The organism is Bradyrhizobium sp. B120, from assembly GCF_049075665.1.
GTDB lineage: Bacteria > Pseudomonadota > Alphaproteobacteria > Rhizobiales > Xanthobacteraceae > Bradyrhizobium.
This window is the reverse complement of sequence record NZ_CP185242.1, coordinates 1,209,163-1,231,885: the sequence shown is the minus strand read 5'-3', so window position 1 is coordinate 1,231,885 and position 22,723 is coordinate 1,209,163. Positions and strand designations below refer to the sequence as shown.

Here is a 22,723-nt window from a genome sequence, read left to right as displayed (position 1 = left end):
CGTCGAACATTCGCTCGCCATGGCTTTAAGCGGTCATGGTCAAGCAATCTTGGACTGAAGCGAAGGCCGGCTTGGACTAAAGTGCCCTGTTTGCTAGACTGGAGTGCGGTCCGTATTGGCCCTTGCAGCGGGGTGGCTAATGATGAATTCGGCGCCAGACTACACTGTCGTTCGGTTCTCAAGCCGCGCTTTGCCGGAAGCAGCACGGGGCAAAACGCTCGAAGAGCTGCATGAGCGCGGCCTGCTGCCGACCAAATTTGTTCGCTACGGCAACGCTGTGCCGCAGGTTGATCTTGTCAACCGCACGATGCCCGGGCTCCGCATCCTGACGGCGGGCTATACGAGCATCCGCCGCGAGGGCGTGCGGCAAGAGGGTGACCACCTCTATCTCTGCATGACCCTGCATGGGACGACCGTGGGAAGCCGGCGCGGCCGCGAGATGATGCTCAGTGATGGAGATGCCGTGCTGATGACGAACGAGGAGGCCACTTGGACCATGACCTCGCCGTCATCCGTCAAGATCGCTGGAATTCGCTTGCCCCGGTCTGCGATTGCACAGCTTGTTCCCAAGCTCGAAAACATAACGATGCGACGCTTAGCGAGGGATACAAGCGGGCTGAGCCTCCTCCGAAAATATCTCGACGTCGTCGCCGACGACGAGGCTTTGGCGGCACCGGCTTCGCAGCGCCTGATCATCAGCCACTTCCACGATCTCGTGGCGCTGGCACTCGGGGCGAGCAGCGACGCCAGGGCGGTCGCCGCGGACAGAACGCTGGGCGCAGTCCGGCTGGCCGCGATCAAGGCCGATATCGTTGCCAACCTCGATGATGGCACGCTGAACGCGACGATGGTCGCGACCCGTAATCGCGTGAGCGTGCGTTATCTGCACAAGCTGTTCGAGAACGAGGGCATCACCTACTCCGAGTTCGTGGTCGGCCAGCGCTTGGCCCGGGCCTATCATGATTTGAGAAGCCCTCTCCATTCGCGGCGGGCGATCAGTACGATCGCCTTCGACCTCGGGTTCAACGACCTGTCCTACTTCAACAGGGCATTTCGCCGGCGCTACAACGCGACACCATCCGACATCAGGAATGAGACCGGGTTGAGGACGAAATAGGAGCGTTACCGACGCTCGACTATGCGCGAACCGCAATCAACTTCGCACCGAAACCGCCGCCACGAGAGACCATCGGACGCTTATTTCGTCGAGTTTGCTCTTTGCCTGCTTTGGGGTCATGAACGACAAAACTCAAGGTGGGCATATAGGTCCGCTTTCGGACGGATACCGACCAGTTGAGCCCGACGGCCGAACCATGATTCAAGCCATCCAGTCGGAGGGGCCGAATCATGCGCTACGAACTCACGGACTATGAGTGGTTTGCCATTAAGCCGATGCTGCCGAATAAGTCGCGCGGCGTGCCGCGAGTGAATGACCGTCGCGTCCTCAACGGTATCTTCTGGATATTGCGATCCGGAGCGCCATGCCGCGACCTGCCAGAAAACTTCGGACCGTACACGACTTGCTACAATCGGTTCGTTCGTTGGCGACGGGCGGGCGTGTGGGGCGATATCATAGATGCGCTTGCGACTGCCCATGATGCCGCTGTCCAGATGATCGACACCTCGATTGTCCGTGTGCATCAGCAGGCGGCCTGCATTAGAAGGAACCAGCACCAGTCGATGGGAAGATCACGCGGTGGCTTGACGAGCAAGATCCATGCGTTAGTCGATGGCAATGGTCTGCCTGTTCGGCTTGCGTTGAGCCCAGGCGAGGCGCACGACGTTCGACTTGCCGGAAAACTGCTGTCTCGTCTCAAATCCGGATCAATGCTGCTTGCCGACCGTGGCTATGACGCCGACTGGATCAGGGAGCTTGCCATGAAGAAGGGCGCGTGGGCCAACATCCCGCCGAAACGCAACCGCAGCGATCCGATCTGCTTTAGCCCTTACCTCTATCGCGCTCGCAATCGCGTCGAACGGTTCTTCAACAGGATCAAGCAATGCCGTCGGGTCGCGACGCGCTACGACAGGCTTGCGGAAAACTACCTTGCCTTCGTCCAACTCGCATCCATCCGTCTATGGCTGGCCGCGCGTTATGAGTCCGCGCCCTAGTTCGGGGTGAAGATGACTTTGCCCTTGAATGCTGCCGCCTGCGCGATGGCTTCCGGGAATCCCTCGAGGCCATAGCTCCCGACCACCGGCGCGCTGATCGCGCCGGATGCGACCATGGGCACGAGATGGTCGTACATCCTGCCCAGGGCTTCATCGGTTGCAGTCTTGCCCCAATGGCCGAGCCAGAAGCCGCGCACGGATACTTCATTGAAAATCACGCTCAAGGCCGAGCCGGAGAACGGCTGTCCGCTCATCGCGCTGTAGATGACGAGTACCGCCTTCGGCGCCAGGCAGTTCATCAGGTTTAGAGCCGATGTGCCGCCGACGACGTCGAGCGCCAGCAGGATCGGCGCCCCGCCGGTCTCCTTCGCCACCCGCTTGGCGAGATCCGGCCCGTCGACCAGCACGATATCGCCGCCGACCGACTTGACCTCACCCACGACCTCCTCGCGCCGGACGACGTTGACCGTCTTGAGCCCGAGCGACTTGGCAACCGCGATCACCGCCCGCGCCGTCGCCGAATTGGCGCCGTTCTGGATCACCCATCCGCCCTGCGGGATCTTCACGAAATCGGTCAGCAGCAGATAGGCGGTCGCCGGGTTGACCCCGATCATCGAGAGTTGCTGGACGTCGGCTTGCTCAGGCAGCGGCCGCTGCCACGACGCCGTGAACTTGACGCGTTCGGTCCAGGTCGGGACCGTGAACGGGATCAACGTGCGATCGCCGACCTTCAGGTTCTTGACCTGCGATCCCGCGGCAACCACCCGCCCGACGCCCTCGATCCCGAGCGTCGCCGGCGGCGTCGGCAGATAGCCGTAGCGCCCGGCGATGATCATGAAATCCGAGTTGTTGATCGGCGCAGCCTCGACTGCGACCACGACCTCGTTGGGACCGGGGCTGCCGACGTCGGGCACCTCGTTGAGCTTGACCACATCCTGAGCACGTCCGAACGCAACGACCTGAACAGCCTTCATGGCACCATCTCCCGATTTCGTTATGTACTAGTAAGTACAGAACGCAGGTGCCGTCAATGGCCCTAACCACCTTCACAGCAAGATGAAGGCTTCACATCCGACGCAGGAGTACATAAAAGGGCAGTATGGCAAGGCCGCGCAGCTTCGATCCGGACGATGTCCTGGAAATCGCCCGTCAGGTATTCTGGCAGAAGGGATTCCAGGCGACCTCGCTCGACGAGATCACGGCCGCAAGTGGCGTCGCGAAGCCCAGCCTCTACGCAGCGTTCGGCGACAAGAACGCGTTGTTCCTGAAAGTGCTCGACCGCTATCACGACGGCATCCTGGGCTGGGCCGAGCGCACCCTGGCCCAGCCTGTGCCCGCCCGTGAGGCGATCAGGCAGTGGCTCACCGGCTTCATTCCCTATTGCTCGGGCGAGAAGGGACAGCGCGGCTGCCTGTCGATCAATTCCGCGACCGACGGCTCGCTCGACCAGGCCGAGCTCCGCAGGAGCATCGAGCGCTACAACCGGCGGCTCGAAGAGCTGTTGCGCACGCGGCTGCGCGCCGACCGCGCCCAGTTCAGGAAGGGGTTTGACCCCGACGTCACCGCGCACACCATCATGGTGGTGCATGCCGGGCTGCTGGCGCTGGCGCACCAAAGGCCGGATTCAAAACGGGTGAAGGCCGTGATCGACCAGGTGATGGGCCTGCTCGCCTGAGTTTGGCGGTAGCAGGCCCTGGCCCGGCGGCACGCCGTGCCCTCGCATGAATGTGAATATATGACGATCATCATCTTATTGATGTCGCGCGCGTGATGACCATGTCCGGATTGGCTGCTGGGCCTTTCCGGATCTGGGATCAGATGAACAAACCGTCTTGGCGTGCGACGCTTTTTGCCATCACCGGCCTGCTGGCGCTGCCGGCGATCGGCCCGGTGCAAGCCCATGATCACCAGCATCCCGAGTTGAACGGCTGGTATGAGAGCCTGCACAGCGGCAAGGGACCCTGCTGCGACGGCAGCGACGCGCAGCGCGTCGACGATGCCGATTGGGACACCAAGGACGGCCACTATCGCGTCCGCCTCGAGGGCGAGTGGGTCGACGTTCCCGAGGACGCCGTCGTCGCCGGCCCGAACCGCGCCGGCCGCACCATGGTCTGGCCGTACTACATCGATGGCCACCCGCGGCCGCGCTGCTTCATGCCGGGCAGCATGGGCTGAGCAGCCGGCTTGCGTGTCGGCGAACTCGGCGGATCAGAGGTCCAGCTGGACCCGCTCCACGCCGTCGCCATCCGGCTTCGCCGGGACCGCGCAGCAGATCAGCACCTCATCGTCAGCCACCTCGGCGGTCGGCTCCTTCAGATAGGTTACGGCGCCTGCCAGCAACCTGGTTCGACAGCTTCCGCAATTGCCTTCCCGGCAACTGAACGCCGGGCTGAGGCCGCGCTCCTCCGCCAGCTCGAGCAGCGTTCCGGATTCCGGCGTCCAGCGCGCTTCCTTCATCGATGCGGTGAAGGCGACCGGAACCGGCGTGGTCGCAGCCGGCCGGCGCGGCGGCGCTGTGGTGGCGACGTCCGGCTTGCGCACCAGCGACGATGGACCAAAAGCCTCGGCGTGAATCCGGCCGTCGGCAATGTTGTAGCCGCTCAGGGCGTCATAGAGCGATTGGGTGAACTGCGGCGGCCCGCACAGATAGAAATCGTAATCGTTGAATGGCAGGACGCGCGACAGCAGCGCCATGTCGATCCGCCCCGCGGCGTCGTAGTCCGTGCCCTGCGCGGCGCCATCGATGTCGCTGAGGACGCGGACGATCCGGACTGCGCCACCTGCGGCATCGGCCAATTGCTGCAACTCGTTGCCGAACGCGCGCTCGGGCCTGGCATGCGCGGCCTGGAACAGGAAGGTCGGCCGGATGCCGCGGGTGCGCAGCCCTTCATAGACCACGTGGCGCAGCATCGCCAGCATCGGCGTGATGCCGACGCCGCCGGCAAGCAGCACCGCCGGCCGCTTCTCGCGCGCATCGATCGTGAAGCCGCCGCTCGGCGCCCGCACCTCGATGATGTCGCCGACATGGATCGCGTCGTGGAGATGCTGCGACACCAGGCCATCGCGCTTCACGCTGATCCGGTACATGCCGTCCGACGGCGCGACCGACAGTGTGTAGGTGCGGATTACCGGTCTGTCGGCACCGGGCAATGCGAGGCGGATCGGCAGATGCTGTCCGGCCTGGTGCGGGAGCAGCCCTGCGCCATCGTCCGGCTGCAGATGAAACGAGCGGATCGAACGGCTCTCGTCGATGATCTTGGTGATCTTGAACGGGCGCCACTGCGTGGCGCGCTCGGCCGCGCGGAGCCGGTCGGCAGCCTGCGCCCAATCGCCGGTCATCAATGCATTCGGCGACCAGCCCGCGTTCTGGAACGCCCAGCGCAGCGGCAGCGCCCCGCGCCTGCGCACCACGCGGCGGGCGCGGAAGCTCCAGAGCCGTTCGGCGCCCTGGAACGCCGCGATCTCCGGCGAGTCCAGAATCACCTCGGCATCGCCGGTCAGTTGCAGCATGTCGCCGGTTTCGAAATCGACGAACAGCAGCCCTGCCTTGCCGTTGACGAGGATGTTGCCGAGCGTGTTGAAGAACAGATTGCCGGCGAAATCGGGGATCGTCAGCGTGCCGTCGGCGGCGACGCGGACGAAACCCGCTCTGCCGCCGCGATGCGAGACGTCGACCTGGCGGCGATCCTCGCGCTCGGCATAGGACGCCACGAAGAACGTATCCGCCGCCGCAATCGTGTCGCGCGCGGCCTGATCGAGCGTCGTGCTTTCCTCAATCTCTCCCTTGAACGGTTCAGCCGGCTCGCGCACGAACGTGAAATCGCGCAGTTGGATATATTGCGGACAATTGCCGAAGCTCTGGTCGAGCTCGAAGCTGAGCGCCTTGCCCGACGACGCACGAAGCAGTCCGTTCGCACGGTTGCGGCGCCGCGTGTGCAATTCGATTCCCAATAGTCCGATCGCATCGCCCTCGCGCATGCCCTCGCTTGCGGGATCGCTGGGCTCCGGCCGCGCATCGATCTCGAGGCTGCTCGGCGTCGGCGAGGCGATGAAGCCGGGCCGGCCGGCCAGCAACGAGGCCCACACGTCGCCGCGCCGGTCGACGCTGCCGACCACGATGAAGGGAATCTGCGCGAAGAAATCGCGATGCTGGTCGGGCATGAAATCCCGCACGGCGCGCTGGCCGACGGCCGCCATCTTCTCCGCGACGCCGACCTTCTGCTGGATCGCCATCTCGCCGGCATGCCAGGTCGCGAGCTTGCTCTTGGTTCGCCTGTCGCCCATCGCATCGCCTTCCCCTTCGGGGTCGGACGGGCGCGCCCGCAGGCACGCCCGGTCGACATGTCACGCAGCCGCCGCCAAACCGGCGCGCGTCTTGGCAAACGGCACGAAGCCCGGCAGCGCCTCGATCCGGCGCAGGAACGCGTTGACGCGCGGATAGGCGGAGAGATCGACGTTGCCTTCGGGCGCGCTCGACAAATAGCTGTAGAGCGCCACATCGGCGATCGTGGGCTGCGCGCCGACCAGCCAATCGCGACCGGCCAGATGGGCTTCGAGCCGCTTCAGCAGGACGTGGGCGCGCGCGATCACGTCGTCCGGATTGAACTTCGCGCCGAACACCGTGATCAGTCGCGCCGCGGCGGGCCCGAACGCGAGATCGCCGGCGGCAACCGACAGCCAGCGCTGCACCATGGCGGCGGCCTTCGCATCCTGCGGCAGCCAGTCGGTGCGGCCGAGCTTGGTCGCGAGATAGACGAGGATCGCGTTGGAGTCGGCAATGATGGTGCCGTCATCGTCGAGCACCGGCACTTGGCCGAATGGATTAAGCGCGAGGAATTCCGGCGTCTTCTGCGCCGCGGACCTGAGGTCGACGTCGACCACCTCGTGCGGAATGCCCAGCAGGGACATGAACAGGCGGGCGCGATGCGCATGGCCGGACAGAGCAAAGTGATAGAGCTTCATGGTGCCGTTCCTGATGTCGTGGGCGGGGTTATCCCGACCGCGACCTCAAGGTGGCCCATTGCACGTCACATTATAATCGCTAGCGACAGCACTTCATTGTTGCGTATTTCGCAATAAACAAACTCCGCCGTCATGGCCGGGCTTGTCCCGGCCATGACGAAGTGCGCAGTACGCGTATCCGTCACACCTCGACGATCACGTAATCGTCTTCGATGTGCACCGGAAACGTCTCGGCGACATACGGCCCCTTCTGCAACTCGGCGCCGCTTTCGACTGCGACCGGATAGGAGCGGATCCTGAATCGCTTGGGATCGAACCAGGACTGGCCGTTGCGCATGTCGAATTCCCAGCCGTGCCACGCACAGCGCAGCATCTCGCCGACACGGTCGCGCTGATAGATGCCGGGCTCCGGCGACGTCAGGCGCGCCACGCAGGCCGCCTTCTCCAGCGGCGCGCCCTCATGCGGACAGCGATTGAGCAGCGCGAAAAACTCGCCATTGACGTGGAACACGACGATGTCGCGGCCCTCGATACCGAACACCTTGTTGCCGCCGGCTGGAATCTCACTGGTGCGCGCGACGATGTGACGGGCCATCGGAATCCTAGTGCGTGATGAGAGTGGGTCGAATAGCGACCACGGCGGCGCTGCGCTCCCTCGCCCCGTTCTTACGGGGAGAGGGTTGGGGGCTGTCCCCGCATATGCGGTGATAGCTGCGTTCGCGGAGACTCCCCCTCACCCGGAATGCATCTAGCGATGCATTCCGACCTCTCCCCGCACGCGGGGCGAGGTGACGCGGGGTCCGCGGCGCGATCCGAAGCAGGGTCATCTCGATCCTAAAACTTGTAAACCGCGCGGGCGTTGCTGTTGAAGATCTTGCGCCGCTCGGCGTCCGTCAGCGGCGTCTTGAAGGCGAAGCGTGCGTCGTCATAGTCCCAGTGCGGATAGTCCGACGAGAACAGCAGCCGGTCGATCCCGACCCATTCGATCAGCTGGCGCAGGTGCTTGGCTTCATCCGGCTCGTCGATCGGCTGGGTCGTGAACCAGAAGTGCTGCTTCACATATTCGCTCGGCTTGCGCTTCAGATGCGGCACCTCGCTGCGGAAGCGTTCGAAGTGCTGATCCATCCGCCACATCGTCGCGGGGATCCAGCCGAAGCCGCCCTCGATGAACACGATCTTCAGTTTCGGGAAGCGCTCGGGAACACCTTCCAGCACAAGGCTCGTGAGGTTCGAGGCCACCGTGTGCGCGTTCGACTGATGCTCCTCGCAATAATACGACGGCCAGCCGCCGCCGGTCGGCGCATGGCCGCCATAGCCGCCGACATGGATGCCGAGCGGCAGATCGAGCTCTTGCGCGCGCTCGTAGATCGGCCAGTAGCGGCGGCGGCCGAGTGGTTCGTTGGCGCGTGGCGACACGTTGATCTGGATGTACTCACCGATTTTGGCGCAGCGGTCGATCTCGGCGAGGCCGAGGTCGGAGCCGTCCTGCCCGACCAGGATCGAGGCCTTCAGCCTGGGATCGCGGTGCGCCCAGAAGGCGAGCTGCCAGTCGTTGATGGCGCGCTGGATCGCGGCGCCGAATTCCAGATTCTGCTGCGAGAAGATGAAGAGGTCGAGCACCTGCAGGATGCCGAACTCGACGTCGAACGGATCGAGATGCTGCTTGCGCATGAAATCGAGATCGGAGCCGGGCACGCCGCCGGTCGGCGGCCACGCATCGCGGCGCGCGATCAGCGGCGAGGAGCGCGGATATGGCGTGGTGCCGATATAGGGCGTGCGCAGATGGCTGCCATATTCCTTGAGATGCTGCTGCCACCGTTTCGGCAGGAACTCGTAGAGGTCACTGTGCGCATGAATGCTCGGATGGATGTCGCAATCGATGATCTTGAGCCGCGTCGCGGCGGTGGTCTCCTGGTCGAGCATCGGGCGGTCGATGACGTCACTCATGCGATCCTCCTCCTAATTCAGCTTGAGACGCGGAAAGGTTTCGAGCGGGTTGTCGGCACACATGCGCTCGATGAGACTTTTCGGCAAATGCGGCGGGACCGGATCGTCGCCGTCGAACTGCCAGTGCGGATAGTCGGATGCGAACAGGAACATCTTGTCGGAGCCGATCTGGTCGATGATATCGGCGACGCCGGTTGCATCCATCGGCGCGTCGAACGGCTGCATGGTGACACGGAAATGGTCGCGGATGATCGCGGCCGGCTCGCGCTCGACCCACGGCACCTCGACGCGGACGCCGCGCCAGGTCTTGTTGGCGCGCCACATGAAGGCGGGCAGCCAGCTGACGCCCGACTCCATCAGCACGACCGTCAACCCCGGATACTTCCCGAACACGCCCTCATAGATCAGGCTCAATGTCTGCGCCTGGAACGCCTGCGCCTCCGCGAGATAATATTCGTAGCGATAGGAGGGCCAGCCGATCGAGCTCGGCGCGCCGCGATAGGCGCTGCCGGCGTGGATCGCGATCGGCAGCCTGTGTTTCTCCGCGGCCTGATAGATCGGCCAGTAGTGCCGCCGCCCGAGCAGCATCTCGCCCTGCGAGGGCACCAGCACCGAGACGAAACGGTTGTCGCCAGCGCGGCGCTCGATCTCCTCGACCGCAAGATCCGGCGCCTGGATCGGCACCACGATCGAGGCCCGCAGCCGCGTGTCCCTGGCAAGCCACTCGGCCGCGATCCAGTCGTTGATCGCCTTGCAGAAGTCCGCCGCCATGTAGGGATCGAACACCGCCTGCGCGCCGTAGACGACATTGCAGATGGCGTGGCTGGCGCCGAGCTGGTCGAAGGCGCCGCGCTGCACCATGGCAAGATCGCTGCCGGGCTTGCGGCCGTCGGCCGGCCGCCAGTCGGCGCGGCCGGACAGCGGCATCGACGGCGGATAAGAGTTGAGGTCGAGCCCGTCGATGGCGCGGCTGACCACCTGTTCCTTCCAGTGATCGCTGAGATAAGGCAGCAGCGTGGTGCGCGTTCCCCCCACCGCGGGATGGATGTCGCAGTCGATGCGCGTGGCCGCCATGATGCTTCCTAGATGTTCCGTTCCCCGGAGCGAACTTCTTGTCTTGGTTGTTGGCGGCATCGCTGCCGCGGAGCGGACTGTGACGCCGATGGCGCGATCGTGCAAGCGGGTCCACGCGGGGCCGCCCTGCCCTGTGCGCGCACCGCCCTCACGCGAAGTTGCGGGATGGCATGTGAACGGCATCACCCATGCGCGCCGTCAGACATGCTAGCGATTTCGCATCGCGGAAAGCGGAGCTTCAGGAGACGGGAATGAGACTTGGAATGAGGCTTGGCCGATTGACGATCCTCGCATGTTCATTGTCGCTGGCCTCAACAGCGGCATGGGCCGCGCCTGCGACCACCTCCGGCTCGGTCGCGCTGGCGCTTGCCGGCGTGGTGGCGCCGTACTCGTCGCTGCCGGCCAAGGAGAAGAAGGCGGTCGCCGCGTTCTTTGGCGGCGCCAGCAATGTCCGCATCACCAGGAAGATCACCGTCACCGCCGACAAGGTCGTCTGCCGGGCCAGCAATGTCGACATCACCTCGCGCTCCTGCGCGCTGACCTTCGGCAGCAGGACCCACACCGTGAAGGGCCGCGAAGCCAACGCGATCTACGCGACCGTAGCGCTCGCCGGCGTTCCCGGCGACGGAGCCGCCGGGACGATCTACGAAGCGCTGTCGAAATTGTCCTGCACGCTCGATCCCGCCGTGATCAAGGACAAGGCCGGCGGCGGCGCCGACTGCAGCTTTGAGCCGGGGAATTAGAGCGCACCTGAAAGGCGGCGCTCAATCTCCCTACACCACGACGCCCAACCTGCCAGCCACGCGGCGTGCGGTTTCCTCCCGCTGCGCCGTGATCGCGCGCACGGCCTCGCGTGATTGCTGCAGGATCTCGGCTGGCGCGGTCTCCGGCGTGCCGCTGTCGAACGGCGGCTCCGGCGCATACACCATATAGAGCTGGATCGCGCGCGCGGCATCGTCGCCGCGCAATTCAGCGGCGAGCCGCAATGCGCCATCGATGCCGGCCGTGACGCCGGCGGCAAAGACAAAGCTTCCGTCCACCACCACGCGCTGGTTCACCGGCGTCGCGCCGAAGAACGGCAGCAGATGAAACGACGCCCAATGCGTCGTCGCCCTGCGCCCCTTCAGAAGGCCGGCCGCTCCGCAGATCAGCGCACCCGTGCAGACCGAGAAGATACGGCATGCCCCCGCCGCCTGCCGGCTGATCCAGCCGAGCACTTCCGCGTCCTCCATCAGGGCTTGCTGACCGAAGCCGCCCGGCACATGCAGCACATCGAGCGGCGGCGCTTCGGCCAGCGTCGCATCCGGTGTCAGCCGCAATCCCTTGATGTCGCGGACGGGCTCGGCGGTCTTGCCGTAGATGCGGTAGGTCGAATTCGGAATCCGCGACAGCACCTCGAACGGCCCGGTCAAATCGATTTGATCGACGCCTTCGAACAGCAGTGATCCGATCCGCAAGTGGACATCGTGAGCAATCATCGAACTTCCCTCGAACTTTCTTTGCACTATGGACAAAGCAAACCTAGCGCGGCAGGTTTCGGCGATGACGCCAACCAGCCCACGTTTCTCGCCAAAAGGCCGCCGCCTGATCGAAGTGCTGGCTTACCCGGCGGTGCAACTGCTCGACGTCACCGGGCCATTGCAGGTGTTCGCATCCGCCAACGCGCTGGCGGCCAGGGCTGGCAACGCCGAGCCGTATGAGGTCCGCGTCGTCGCCAAGGACGGCCCAACGGTCGAAGCGTCGGCCGGCGTCGGGCTCGCGGTGCACCCGCTGCCCGCCGTCAGCACCGCGGTCGACACGCTGGTGATTCCGGGCGGCGACGGCGTCAACGCAGCGGCGGCCGATCGCGCCCTGGTGGACTGGGTGCGCGGACGCGCCGGGCAAGCGCGCCGTACCGCATCGGTCTGCACCGGCGCGTTCCTGCTCGCGGCATCGGGCGTTCTCGATGGACGTCGTGCCGCGACCCATTGGCAATTCTGTTCGGAACTCGCCGAGCGCTTTCCTGAGGTTCGTGTCGAGTCCGATCCGATCTTCGTGCGCGACGGATCGTTCTGGACGTCGGCCGGCGTCACCTCCGGCATCGATCTCGCGCTCGCCCTGTTGGAAGAAGACCTCGGCCGCGCGGCGGCGCTTGCCGTCGCCCGCTATCTCGTGGTGTTCTTCAAGCGGCCGGGCGGACAGGCGCAATTCAGCGAAATCCTGTCGCTGCAAACGACGGACGACAGGTTCGGCGCGCTGCACGACTGGATCAGCGGCCATCTGGCCGACGACCTCTCGCTTTCGACGCTGGCGAAACAGGCCGGCATGAGCGAGCGCAGCTTCAGCCGGCACTACGCCGATGCAACCGGGCTGACGCCGGCACGCGCGATCGAGCGATTGCGGGTCGAGGGCGCCCGGCACCTGCTCTCGGAGACGCGCCTGCCGGTCAAGCGAATCTCGCAGCGCTGCGGTTTCGGGTCCGAGGAGACGATGCGCCGCAGCTTCCTGCGCGTGCTGTCGACCACACCGCAGGATTACCGCGCCAGATTTGCGCGCTAGGACGTTCTCGAATCGAGCGGCGGGCCTCGCTCCACCTCGCCCCGCTTGCGGGGAGAGGTCGGAACGCATCGCCAGATGCGTTCCGGGTGAGGGGGAGTCTCCGCAAACGCAGCTACCGCCATCTATGCGGAGACGGCCCCTCACCCCAGCCCTCTCCCCGTAAGAACGGGGAGAGGGAGTGCAGAGCGCAGCGATTGACGCGTAGTTGAGATCGGCTCAACGATTCCAGGCATGGTCCTGTAATCCCGCCTCCAGCGGCGGATTGGTCACGCTGCCGGTGTAATTCGTGATGGTCGACGCCGCCACGATGGTGATCACTTCAAGCACGAGGTCCTTATAGAACCCGGCCGCCAGGAATCGTTCGATCTCCTCATCGTCGAGCCGCCCGCGCTTTTCGATCAGCGACCTCGCCAGCGTCGAGAGTGCGCCGAGGGTCTTGTCGGCAGGCGAGCGGCCGGCGCGCATCGCGTCGACATCTTCAGGATCGAGGCCGGCCTGCAGGCCGAGCGCGGAATGCAGTGCGACCGCCCAGATGCAGCCATTGGTCACCGCATCGGTGAGCAGCACGGTCTGGATCTGCTGCTCGGTGAAGCTGCCGCCGTGAACCTTGTCGAAGATGCCGATGAAGCTCTGGATCAGCACCGGTGAGGTCGCCATCGTCGCGGCAAGGTTCGGGATCACGCCGAACCGCGCCTCGACGTCACGCAGCGCGGGCTTTGAGGCTTCCGGTGCGGAGTCGAGCGTATGGACAGGAAAACGTGCCATTGAACTGCCTTTCACTGTGGTGATTGAACCCGAGGCCGCCGGACGCAACCGAGTTGTTGCGATCGACGCGCCGGCATCGGAGTTCGATGGGAGCTATCTAGCCGCGCCCTGACGCGCGCGTTCGCCAAACTCCCCACATTCCACGCCATCCCTGCCGGCCGGCTCGTTCCGCGAGCCGCACGGATGCGCACAAACGCGGACAAGTCGACACAGCGCCATCGGCCGTGTGCCTAAGCTTGCAGGGATTGACCGTTGCCGCAGATCGGCTTGTCGCCGACGTTCTGCGCGCTCATCTCATCAATTCAGGCTGGCGACATGAACCCGACAACAGAACCGGCCCCTTTGCGTTTGCAGCCCGTGACCTGGTCCACCTGGCTCGCCTGGGTGTTCGTCTCCGCGCTGATCCCCGTCTTCACCGCGCTATCGGCTACCGCCATCGGCAAGCAGGTCTCGCGGACCGCCGAATACCGCGGGCTCATCATGAATGGCCTCCTGGCCGCTGTCGTGCTCGCCACGCTGGCCCCACCACTGATGCAAGGGATCGTGCTCAAGCGGATCCTGCCAAGACTGAGCATCACGATCTGGTTCCTGGGCGCACTGCTGTCGTCCGCATTGTGGCTCGTCACGGCACTACACGTTGCTGGTCGAGGGCCGCTCGCGATCCGCTTCGAGTCCGAGTTCCGGCTGCAAAAGGCTGCACTGGCCGAGCGCGTGCACGGCACGCTGACCGCGTCAGGTATTCTCGATTTGCCGTGGGGACCGTTCCTGCTCTGGACGATCGTGATCGGTGCGCTGACGTCGTTGATTCCCGCCTGCGTGCTCGGCATGGCATCCGGACGGCGAAGGACAGCGTTGACATTCCTCAGCGCCTCGATCGCCGGCAGCGTCGTCTCGGCAATCGCCGCGCAGCTCTATCACATGACCATCGACCCGTTATTCCTGGATCGATGGGCCCTCAATGGTCAACCGTGGTCCCGTCGCCTCCAGGTGCTGGCGAGCCATTTCAGCGCCGGCGCGATCTGGGGCGCAATCACTGCGAATTTCGTGGTGCTGATGACGCGAGGTCTGGCGGATACGGTTGCGCCCCGCGCCCATGTCCTCGCGCTTCATCGCGCCGGTGGCATCGCCGTGGCACTGAGCGCACCGTTGCCTCTTGCGTTGCTGGCGCCGCTCGCAACCTGCTTTCTGAGACCGTGAGCACCCGCTGCCGTCGCTTCCGAGGTTCACGCTACACCCCAGCACGGTCCTTCACCCGCCGCGTCACGATCCCGAGCAGACGGCCGAGCGTGCCGGCGGCGGGGCCCTTCTTGCGGGCCAGTGCGAGCGGCGCGACGAGGCCCGTGGCGCGGTCGAGCCGGAGATAGGACACGCCGGCGGTCTCCAGCCGCGCCATCGATTCCGGCACGATCGAAATCCCGAGCCCCGCCGCGACCAGGCTCAGCGTCGAGACCATCCGCGTCGCCTCCTGCGCCACCTTCGGGCTGAAGCCCGCTGCGCGGCAGGCGGCGATGATGCTGTCGTAGAGGCCGGGCCCGGTCGGACGGCGGTAGAGGATCAGCGGCTCGTCGGCGAGCGAGGCCAGCGAGATCCGTCGCCGCGGGTCCTTGCGGGCGCGCGGATGATGGTCGGGCAACGCCACCACCATCTCCTCGTCGAGCAGATGCGTGATCGTGAGGTTATCGAGCCGCTCGCTCGGCGAGCGCACGAATGCGGCGTCGAGCCGGTCGGCCTCGACGGCTTCGATCAGCTCGCCGGTCGAGGCCTCTTCCAGAGACAACGTGATCGCCGGCGCGCGCTCGCGCATTTCGCGCATCACGCCGGTGACGAAGGGATGGAAGGCGGCCGACGAGGTGAAGCCGATCGCGAGCTGCCCTTCCTGGCCGCGACTCGCGCGGCGCGCGGCTTCCACGGCGAGCTCGGTATCGCGCAGGATCGCGCGCGCCTTGCTGACGAAGGCGCGGCCGGCGGCGGTCAGCTCCACCCCGCGCGGCTGCCGGCGAAACAGCGGCGCGCCGATCTCAGTTTCCAGCGCGCGGATCTGCTGGCTCAGCGGCGGCTGCTGGATGCCGAGCCGCGCGGCGGCGCGGGTGATGTGACCTTCCTCGGCGACCGCGACGGCATAGCGGAGATGGCGCAGCTCGATCATCAGGGCGATCCATATGCAATAGATATGCAAATTCCCGTATCCATATATTGGATATTTGGCACGCGGCCAACTAAAGTCAGTTCAACAACGAACGAACCGGAGCCGCCCCGCCGATGGACGCCGTACCCGCCGCACAGACCGCCAAGCATGACGCACCCGATGTCGGCGAGTTGTTCACGGGCTTCTTCATCCTCGGGCTGACCGGCTTCGGCGGCGTGCTGCCGCTGGCGCGGCACATGATGGTGGAGAAACGCGGCTGGCTGACAGGCGCCGAGTTCACCGACCTGCTCGGGCTCTGCCAGTTCCTGCCCGGCGGCAACATCATCAACATGTCGGTGGCGGTCGGGCTGAAGTTTCGCGGCATTCCGGGCGCCCTCGCTTCGATCCTCGGCCTGATCGCGGTGCCGACCGCGGTCGTGATCGGCCTTGGCGTGATCTATGGCCGCTTCGCAGACCACCCGGTGGTGCGCCATCTGTTCGGCGGCCTCGCCGCCGCGGCGGCCGGGCTCCTGATCTCCACCGCGATCAAGATCGCCTGGCCGTTGCGGCGCGATGTGCTCGGCCTCGTCATCGGCGCGCTCTGCGTGCTCGCGATCGCGGTGTTCCGATTGCCGTTGCTGCCGACCTTGTTGACGCTCGCGCCGCTCAGCATTGTCCTCAGGTCGAGGCAGGCGTCATGACGGGGACCCTGGTCACGCTCGCCCTGATCTTCGCCGAGCTGTCGCTGCTCGCCTTCGGCGGCGGCAACACCATCCTGCCGGAGATGCAGCGTCAGGTGGTCGACATCCATCACTGGATGACGGCGCAGGAATTCGGCGCGCTGTTCGCGCTGGCGCAGGCCGCTCCGGGACCGAACATGATGGTGGTCCCGCTGGTCGGCTGGCATGTCGCCGGCTTCTCCGGCGTATTGGTGACCTCGCTCGCCAAGTTCGGGCCGTCGTCGCTCGTCACCGGCTTCGCGCTACGGCTCTGGGAACGCTTCAAGGACCGGCCGTGGCGCCGCACGGTGCAGGCCGGGCTGGTTCCGGTCACCGCCGGCCTCGTCACCGCCAGCGCCATCGTCATCACCCATTCGTCGACCTCGAGCTGGGGCACCATCCTGATCGCGGCCATGGTCGCGATCGCCACCACCACCACCCGGATCCATCCGCTGCTCGCGCTCGCCGCCGGCGCGGTGCTCGGCCTCACCGGCATCGGCCAGCCCTGACGCAAGGCTGTTGCCGCGATGGCGCGTCGTTCCACGCGGCGCGTGCGCGCTTTCGCCGCAATGGATGCGACGTGATCAGCGGCTATGTTGATGGTGCCATGATCGACATGTTGAGCATCGACACCCGCATTGCGCGCCTCGGATTGCGCGCTGGACGACTGCACGCAGGCACTTAGCCGGCCGGCGATCGCGCGCCGTCCGGATTCTCCGTCGTCGTCAAAATCATAGCTTCATCGAAATCATTCGCTCCGTCGCATCGCGCGAGACATCCGCGCGCCGGCGTCGCCGCGCCCGCGATCAACCGCAGAGATCATCCGACATGACCCGAACCATTCAGAACACCTTTACCGCTCCCGCACTGCCGCCGATCGTCATCACCGCGAGCGAGGCGCATCGCCTCAGCGCGCTGGCCGATTCCAGCATGGCGGTGTTTCCCCGCGTGGCCCAGTTCCTCGCGCGCGAGACCGACCGGGCCCGGGTCGTCGCCGACGATTCCGAACTGCCTGACGTGGTCCGCATGGGCGCGCGCGTGCGCTACCGCGACGACGAGACCGGCGACGTCAGGGAAGTCGTGCTGGTGTATCCGCACGAAGCCGACATCGCGCTGCGGCGCATCTCGGTGCTGACGCCGGTCGGCGCCGCGCTGATTGGATTGTCGGTCGGACAGACGATCGATTTCCAGACACCAAGCCACCAGACGCGTGCGGTGACGATTTTGGCTGTGAAGCAGCAGAGCTAGCGGTCGCTTCGCGCGGGGTGACTATTTTCTCGTAAGGGAGCCACCGGCGGAAGGGCTCCCTCCCCCCTTGCGGGGGAGGGTTGGGGAGAGGGGTGCCACACGGCGGACTCTCTCGGCAGAGTCTTGAACCAGACATGTCATAGGTGTTGCGATAGCGATGCGCATTCGATCATCTCGCCCGGGGCCACCCCTCTCCCCACCCTCTCCCGCAAGGGGAGAGGGAGCCTGACCGGCGTGCTCACCTCACCTGAACAGGTCGCGATACTCGAGCGCTACGTAAGCGCAACTCAAGCCGCCAGATGGCACTGCCCCATCTCGAGCCCGTGCCGGCGTCCGCGCGCGATGCCCTCGGCGATCGCCTTCACGACGATCTCGGCGTCGTCGGGGGAAAGATGGTCGAGCGGCTGCCAGGCGCGCATGATGTCGCGCGCGCGATCCAGATCGCCATAGATTGCAAGAACGGGAAGCGTTTTGATCGGCATGTCCGTGGCTCCCAACCGCAACTCCGCGAGCCTACCTCACCTGGGTCGGCGGAGCCATGCGTTCGGCTGTCGCGATTCTGCACTTTGCTGACCACCGATGCATGGCGAGAAGTCAGCAACTGGCTGCCATTGCAACTGAAGGCGCGACTGGCGCAGCTACAACACCAGCAACAGTCCCGAAACCAGCAAGATGCTGAGAATAATTCGCCGGAACAGCGCGTCATCGACGCAGCGAAAGACAAGAAGCCCGAGCGCCGTTCCTGCGAGGAGTGCCGGGATGCTGATGGCGAAATCAACCAGGACCTTTGTCGACAGATCTCCTCGGACCAGCATGAGACCAAGTGCGAATATCTGCATGGCCGCGATGAAGGGTTGAACCATTCCGCGCTGCTCGGTTTTCGGCACGCCGTGGATGTCACACCATATAGTCGGTATCGCACCCGGCATTGCCGTCAGCCCGCCGACAAAGCCTCCGCTGAAGCCGATCAATGCATTACGTCCCGCATTCATCTGCAAGCGATGAGAAAGCACCGGCCGGAATAACGTGTAGGCCGCATAGCAGGCGACAGCGAGACCGAAGCTCTCCCTGAAGATCCGCGCGTCCGCGGCTTGCAGCAGCCAGACGGCGATCGGAACGCCAAGCAATCCGCCGACGACCAGTGCGGAGCTCTGTTTCCAGCGGATGCTTTTTCTCAAGGCCCAGAGACCCGTGGCTTGCACGGTGATGCTGCAGGCCATCATCAGCGGGACCGCCTCCAGGGGTGGGAGAACGTGCAGGAGAATCGCACCGGCCACCGCCGAAAAGGCAAAGCCCGCGAGGCCCGAGACGAAAGCGCCGCAAAACACAGCGATACTGAGCAGGCAAAACGACGCAATGTCGCCCATGAGCTAACCCTTCCGGTTGGCAAAATCCTGGAATGGACGTGGCGATCAGTCCGTGGACGACAGTCCGGGCGGCTCGGGCGCTATCCCGGCATCGCTCTGGCGGGTCGAAGTCAGCATCGTGGCTGCAAGGATGTGCACAATGACAAAGCAGATGGCGATCGTTGCCAGCAGCGTATTCTCGCTCGGTGCCGAAACCCGAAGTTTGCGTTCGGACGACTTTTCACTGACCGACATTGTCATGGCCTCCAACATCTGACCGAGCGGCAAACCGGTGCCACCTATTGTCGATCAGGTGGCGATACTGTCGAAGGGTGCGCTCTGCCTGCGGCCGTCGCGAATCGTGAAGCGCTTGAAGGAGGCGCCCAAGCCAGCCCTGTTTTCGAGAAGAGCTCGCGGAGGCGACAGAAAACAACGGATCGCTTCGGGCTGAAGCCCTGCCGTCGAACAATGGTACGGCCGCGGCCGCGATCGACTGATACATCTTGCGAAACAACAACCCATAGAACACGCGGGTGAGACGCCGCGCCTTTTCTTCCAAGCGCATGACACGAGCACCTTGTGTGAGTGGCTGGATACGGCTGGAAGTATCGAACGGGACGCCACGCCACGCTTTAACGCGAGCTTAATTTGTCCTTATCGTTTCCTTGATTTTGCAGGGTGTGCTTGCTTTCGGGCCGCCGTACCGGTTGAATGTCCGCCTCGCGTGCACCTCCGAAGGCATTGTTTTGCAGTATCTATTTGACGAGTTCGTTCTCGACACCGAGCAGCGGGAATTGCGCCGTGACGGACGTCCGATCCCGTTGCAGCCTCAGGTTTTTGACCTCCTCGAATATCTTGTCCGCCACCGCGCCCGGGTGGTGACCAAGGACGATCTGATCAGTGCAATCTGGGGCGGGCGCATCGTCTCGGAATCAGCGCTCACCACCCGGATCAACGCAGCCCGTACGGGAATAGGCGATTCCGGCGAGGCGCAACGGCTGATCAAGACCTTGCCGCGCAAAGGCGTCCGCTTTGTCGGCACGGTGCGGGAAGCACCCAGGGAGGTCGTGCACGCGGTCGTACCTCTGAAGGCCGAGATCTCCACCCTGATGGTCGGCCGGACAGCCTCCTTCGCGACGATCGACCAGATGACGCGGCATGTATTGTCCGGCAAGCGGCAGATGGCTTTTGTCACCGGAGAAGCCGGAATTGGCAAGACGGCCTTCATCGCCAAGGCGATCGAGCAGTTGACGGAACAGGGCTTCGATCAGCTCTATGGGCGCTGCACTGAACGATTCGGAACAGACGAGGTCTTTCTTCCACTCATCGATGCACTGGTGAACCGTTATCGCGCAAACGGTCCGGAATTGATTTCGGCCGTTCGCGCGCACGCCCCGACCTGGATACTGCAATTGCCGGGCGCCATCGACGCATCGGAACGCGCGGCTTTCCAGGATGAAGTGTTCGGCGCGACGCGCGAGCGGATGCTGCGCGAATTTTGCGATCTTCTGGAAGCGTTGAGCACCGGCCGCCCCTGGGTGCTTGTGCTCGAAGATCTGCATTGGAGCGACTTCGCGACACTCGACGTGCTGTCCCGCTTCGCCCGCGGAAACGGCAAGGCGCGCGTGCTGGTGCTCTGCTCCTATCGTCCGGCCGAGAGTTCCGCGGGCGGGCATCCCATCCGTCGCCTGCACCGGGATCTCGAGATCCATGGGTACTGCGGCGAATTGCGCCTCGACCGATTGTCACGTTCGGAGGTCGAGCGTTACCTGGCATTGCGCTTCGACGACGAGGAACTTGCCTCCAGCCTGTCAAAGCCCGTGTTCGAGCGAACGCTGGGACATCCCCTGTTTGTTGCTTCGCTGCTCAAGCACTTGATCGACCAGGAGTCGATCGTCGAAATCGACGGCAGATGGTGCCTGGCCACGCAGGCGGCATTCACGCAAGATCGCATTCCAGACAGCCTCCTCAACATGATCGGCCACGAGCTCGATCGCCTCACCGATCACGAGCGGCGTCTGCTCGATGTCGCCAGCGTTGCCGGCGAGGAATTTTCTGCCGCCCTCGTTGCGGCCGGCCTGTCCGACGATGCGATCGACGTTGAGAGGGACATCGAAGCGTCGATCCGGAAGGATCAAATCCTCGTTCGTTCGGGGGTTTCCGAGTGGCCCGATGGAACATATTCGGGCTCCTACGCCTTTCGTCACATTCTCTATCAGAATATCATTTACCAGAATCTGCCGCCGGGGCACCGCGCGCAGACCCACAAGCGCTTGGGCAAGAGGCTGGAGGAGGCCTATGCCGGCCGCACCCCTGAAATCGCGCCCGCGCTCGCACTTCACTTTGAGCAGGGTCGCGACTTTCCGAGCGCGTTGCGCTACCTCAGGGAAGCGGCGAGGAGCTCGACGAAACGCCTCGGCCATGCGGAGGCCGCAAGCTATCTCACCCGCGCGCTCGGCATACTTGATCGTTTCGATGCTGCCGACAAATTCTCGACCCGCGTCGCCCTCTTGCGGGAGCGGAGCTGGGCGCTTCGCTCGTGCGGTGACCTCGTCGGCTCGATCCGTGATTTGCGCGACATGATTGTCTGCGCCGAACAAGCCGGCGAGATCAAGCAGCAGCTCAACGGCCTCACGGCTGTGAGCAGTCTCTGCTTGCGTGTGGATCGCCACGCCTGCCTTGAGGCCGCTGACGATGTGCTGTCGCGAAGCCAGACGCTTGCGGACGACACATTCAAGGCTCTGGTCCAGGGCAGCAGCGCGAGCGTCAACCTGTTCCTCAACGGCTGGCGCAAACAGGACGCCACGCTCTGCGACAGGGCGATCGAGCTGAGTGCGAATGCCACGAACTATGGCGTCTTGATCAGACGCAATGGAATATCCGGTATCGTTGATTGCTGGCGGTCGCGGTACCAGGAGTGCCGCCGCGCCGGCACCGAAGGAAAGCGGTTGGCGCGGCTAGCCGGCGACGTTTACACTTTTGTCCTGTTCAACGTTCTTGAATCAATCGCGCTGATTCATCTGGGCGAGTGGCGCGAATTGCGGCGTGAAATCACGGCCGGCCTGGAACTTGCCGTCAGGAACGCGAACGGCCCCAGCAGCGCATTGTGCCGGCTGACGCTTGCATGGTTGCATGTCGAAGCGATGGACTTTGATGGAGCCCGGGAACTCTGCGAAAGCGTCGACGACAGCCTGCTGGTCGGCGATCAGTCGACCTACTTCCACAAGCGGGCGGTCCTTGCGAAGGCCTATGTCGGCCTGAACGATCCGTCGGGAGCGCGCAGGCAATTCGACGATATCGAACGCCGCAGGCATGAAGAAGGCATCGACATCGAATTTACCGCCGCGACGCAGGTGTATCATTGCCTCGGCGAATATTACCTGCAGGTTGACGACCTTACGCAGGCTCAGAGCTGTGCACGCCAGCTCCACGACTATGTGGCTACGGCTCCAGATCTCAATCACCTGGCCCAGGCCCACGGACTGCTCGCGCGGACTGCGCTTGCCTTGGGCGATTCAGCGGAAGCTCGGTTGCAGCTGTCTCGCGCGCTGGAGATCGTCGACGGTGCCGACTTCCCGATTGCGTCCTGGCGGGTGTACCGCACGGCCGCCGAGATCTTCGCGAAATACGGAGACGTCGACAGGGCGGCGACGTACCGCATGCGATTTTCCGAGACCATCCGAACGCTCGCGCAAAACTTCGAACCCGAGGATCGGCTGCACAAGAGCTTGCTCGCGGTGTTGGCAACGCGAACGGCGCAACTCGAAGCGATGACCTCGCTGCCTTCGCGGCCCGCTTAGCCGACCGAGACCACAGCAAGATCAACGAATCTGATCGCTATCCCGCCGCTTATGACGGTCGGGTTGCGGGTTCGAGTCCTGCCCCCG

The 22,723-nt window shown here is 64.5% G+C and carries 23 protein-coding genes; 12 read left to right on the top strand and 11 right to left on the bottom strand.

Annotated features, from left to right (window positions below; genetic code table 11):
* The first annotated feature begins 142 nt into the window (after nt 1–142).
* Both ACOIX3_RS05860 and ACOIX3_RS05855 read left to right on the top strand, forming a co-directional pair.
* Entirely contained in the window at nt 143–1,117 is a 975-nt protein-coding gene (locus ACOIX3_RS05860; protein ID WP_212320215.1) for a helix-turn-helix domain-containing protein, read from the top strand.
* A 230-nt stretch (nt 1,118–1,347) separates the two neighbouring features.
* Entirely contained in the window at nt 1,348–2,112 is a 765-nt protein-coding gene (locus tag ACOIX3_RS05855) for an IS5 family transposase (RefSeq protein ID WP_420968848.1), read from the top strand.
* Here ACOIX3_RS05855 and ACOIX3_RS05850 read toward each other — a convergent pair.
* A complete protein-coding gene (locus ACOIX3_RS05850; protein WP_420968847.1) occupies nt 2,109–3,086 on the bottom strand; it encodes a zinc-dependent alcohol dehydrogenase family protein in 978 nt (325 codons plus the stop codon). The genes ACOIX3_RS05855 and ACOIX3_RS05850 overlap by 4 nt on opposite strands.
* Before the next feature lie 125 nt (nt 3,087–3,211).
* Here ACOIX3_RS05850 and ACOIX3_RS05845 point away from each other — a divergent pair, with 125 nt between their 5' ends.
* On the top strand, nt 3,212–3,787 hold the full coding sequence (locus ACOIX3_RS05845; RefSeq protein WP_420968846.1) for a TetR/AcrR family transcriptional regulator: 576 nt from the start codon (nt 3,212–3,214) through the stop codon (nt 3,785–3,787).
* Between the two features lie 143 nt (nt 3,788–3,930).
* Nucleotides 3,931–4,287 carry a hypothetical protein gene (locus ACOIX3_RS05840; protein WP_420968845.1) on the top strand — a complete coding sequence of 119 codons (357 nt, stop codon included), beginning with the start codon at nt 3,931–3,933 and terminating at the stop codon, nt 4,285–4,287.
* Between the two features lie 33 nt (nt 4,288–4,320).
* On the opposite strand, the gene ACOIX3_RS05835 is transcribed toward ACOIX3_RS05840, so the two are convergent.
* The 5 genes from ACOIX3_RS05835 to ACOIX3_RS05815 form a co-directional block, all read right to left on the bottom strand.
* Nucleotides 4,321–6,396, bottom strand: a complete 2,076-nt coding sequence (locus ACOIX3_RS05835) for a pyridoxamine 5'-phosphate oxidase family protein (protein WP_420968844.1) — start codon at nt 6,394–6,396, stop codon at nt 4,321–4,323.
* 60 nt (nt 6,397–6,456) lie between these two features.
* Nucleotides 6,457–7,074, bottom strand: coding sequence for a glutathione S-transferase family protein (locus ACOIX3_RS05830; RefSeq protein ID WP_420968843.1), 618 nt, complete (start codon nt 7,072–7,074; stop codon nt 6,457–6,459).
* Between the two features lie 181 nt (nt 7,075–7,255).
* Nucleotides 7,256–7,669, bottom strand: coding sequence for a Rieske (2Fe-2S) protein (locus ACOIX3_RS05825; protein WP_420968842.1), 414 nt, complete (start codon nt 7,667–7,669; stop codon nt 7,256–7,258).
* A gap of 239 nt (nt 7,670–7,908) precedes the next feature.
* On the bottom strand, nt 7,909–9,021 hold the full coding sequence (locus tag ACOIX3_RS05820; RefSeq protein WP_420968841.1) for an amidohydrolase family protein: 1,113 nt from the start codon (nt 9,019–9,021) through the stop codon (nt 7,909–7,911).
* A 12-nt stretch (nt 9,022–9,033) separates the two neighbouring features.
* The gene (locus ACOIX3_RS05815; protein WP_420968840.1) at nt 9,034–10,095 is read right to left on the bottom strand and encodes an amidohydrolase family protein; all 1,062 of its coding nucleotides are present in this window, start codon (nt 10,093–10,095) and stop codon (nt 9,034–9,036) included.
* A 251-nt stretch (nt 10,096–10,346) separates the two neighbouring features.
* Between ACOIX3_RS05815 and ACOIX3_RS05810 the strand changes: the two genes are divergently transcribed.
* On the top strand, nt 10,347–10,838 hold the full coding sequence (locus ACOIX3_RS05810) for a hypothetical protein (protein ID WP_420968839.1): 492 nt from the start codon (nt 10,347–10,349) through the stop codon (nt 10,836–10,838).
* A gap of 30 nt (nt 10,839–10,868) precedes the next feature.
* Here ACOIX3_RS05810 and ACOIX3_RS05805 read toward each other — a convergent pair whose 3' ends face one another.
* Entirely contained in the window at nt 10,869–11,573 is a 705-nt protein-coding gene (locus ACOIX3_RS05805) for a DJ-1/PfpI family protein (protein WP_420968838.1), read from the bottom strand.
* A 64-nt stretch (nt 11,574–11,637) separates the two neighbouring features.
* Here ACOIX3_RS05805 and ACOIX3_RS05800 point away from each other — a divergent pair, with 64 nt between their 5' ends.
* Nucleotides 11,638–12,633 carry a GlxA family transcriptional regulator gene (locus ACOIX3_RS05800; RefSeq protein WP_420968837.1) on the top strand — a complete coding sequence of 332 codons (996 nt, stop codon included), beginning with the start codon at nt 11,638–11,640 and terminating at the stop codon, nt 12,631–12,633.
* A 216-nt stretch (nt 12,634–12,849) separates the two neighbouring features.
* Here ACOIX3_RS05800 and ACOIX3_RS05795 read toward each other — a convergent pair whose 3' ends face one another.
* The gene (locus ACOIX3_RS05795) at nt 12,850–13,398 is read right to left on the bottom strand and encodes a carboxymuconolactone decarboxylase family protein (RefSeq protein WP_420968836.1); all 549 of its coding nucleotides are present in this window, start codon (nt 13,396–13,398) and stop codon (nt 12,850–12,852) included.
* A gap of 252 nt (nt 13,399–13,650) precedes the next feature.
* On the opposite strand from ACOIX3_RS05795, the gene ACOIX3_RS05790 reads away from it, so the two are divergent.
* Nucleotides 13,651–14,595: a hypothetical protein gene (locus ACOIX3_RS05790; protein ID WP_420968835.1), complete on the top strand. Its 945-nt coding sequence runs from the start codon at nt 13,651–13,653 to the stop codon at nt 14,593–14,595.
* Nucleotides 14,596–14,626: 31 nt separating this feature from the next.
* Here ACOIX3_RS05790 and ACOIX3_RS05785 read toward each other — a convergent pair whose 3' ends face one another.
* Entirely contained in the window at nt 14,627–15,541 is a 915-nt protein-coding gene (locus ACOIX3_RS05785) for a LysR family transcriptional regulator (protein ID WP_420971666.1), read from the bottom strand.
* Between the two features lie 116 nt (nt 15,542–15,657).
* Between ACOIX3_RS05785 and ACOIX3_RS05780 the strand changes: the two genes are divergently transcribed.
* The 3 genes from ACOIX3_RS05780 (at nt 15,658) to rnk (ending at nt 17,490) form a co-directional block, all read left to right on the top strand.
* Complete coding sequence (locus ACOIX3_RS05780; protein ID WP_420968834.1) at nt 15,658–16,224, top strand: chromate transporter; 567 nt, start codon at nt 15,658–15,660, stop codon at nt 16,222–16,224.
* Complete coding sequence (locus ACOIX3_RS05775) at nt 16,221–16,751, top strand: chromate transporter (protein WP_420968833.1); 531 nt, start codon at nt 16,221–16,223, stop codon at nt 16,749–16,751. Before ACOIX3_RS05780 ends, ACOIX3_RS05775 begins: the two co-directional genes overlap by 4 nt.
* A 319-nt stretch (nt 16,752–17,070) precedes the next feature.
* A complete protein-coding gene (rnk, locus tag ACOIX3_RS05770; RefSeq protein WP_420968832.1) occupies nt 17,071–17,490 on the top strand; it encodes a nucleoside diphosphate kinase regulator in 420 nt (139 codons plus the stop codon).
* Nucleotides 17,491–17,777: 287 nt separating this feature from the next.
* Here rnk and ACOIX3_RS05765 read toward each other — a convergent pair whose 3' ends face one another.
* Nucleotides 17,778–17,972: a hypothetical protein gene (locus tag ACOIX3_RS05765; protein ID WP_420968831.1), complete on the bottom strand. Its 195-nt coding sequence runs from the start codon at nt 17,970–17,972 to the stop codon at nt 17,778–17,780.
* 156 nt (nt 17,973–18,128) lie between these two features.
* A complete protein-coding gene (locus tag ACOIX3_RS05760; RefSeq protein WP_420968830.1) occupies nt 18,129–18,857 on the bottom strand; it encodes a sulfite exporter TauE/SafE family protein in 729 nt (242 codons plus the stop codon).
* A gap of 52 nt (nt 18,858–18,909) precedes the next feature.
* On the opposite strand from ACOIX3_RS05760, the gene ACOIX3_RS05755 reads away from it, so the two are divergent.
* Both ACOIX3_RS05755 and ACOIX3_RS05750 read left to right on the top strand, forming a co-directional pair.
* A complete protein-coding gene (locus ACOIX3_RS05755; RefSeq protein ID WP_420968829.1) occupies nt 18,910–19,113 on the top strand; it encodes a hypothetical protein in 204 nt (67 codons plus the stop codon).
* Nucleotides 19,114–19,501: 388 nt separating this feature from the next.
* Nucleotides 19,502–22,636: an ATP-binding protein gene (locus tag ACOIX3_RS05750; RefSeq protein ID WP_420968828.1), complete on the top strand. Its 3,135-nt coding sequence runs from the start codon at nt 19,502–19,504 to the stop codon at nt 22,634–22,636.
* Nucleotides 22,637–22,723: the final 87 nt, after the last annotated feature.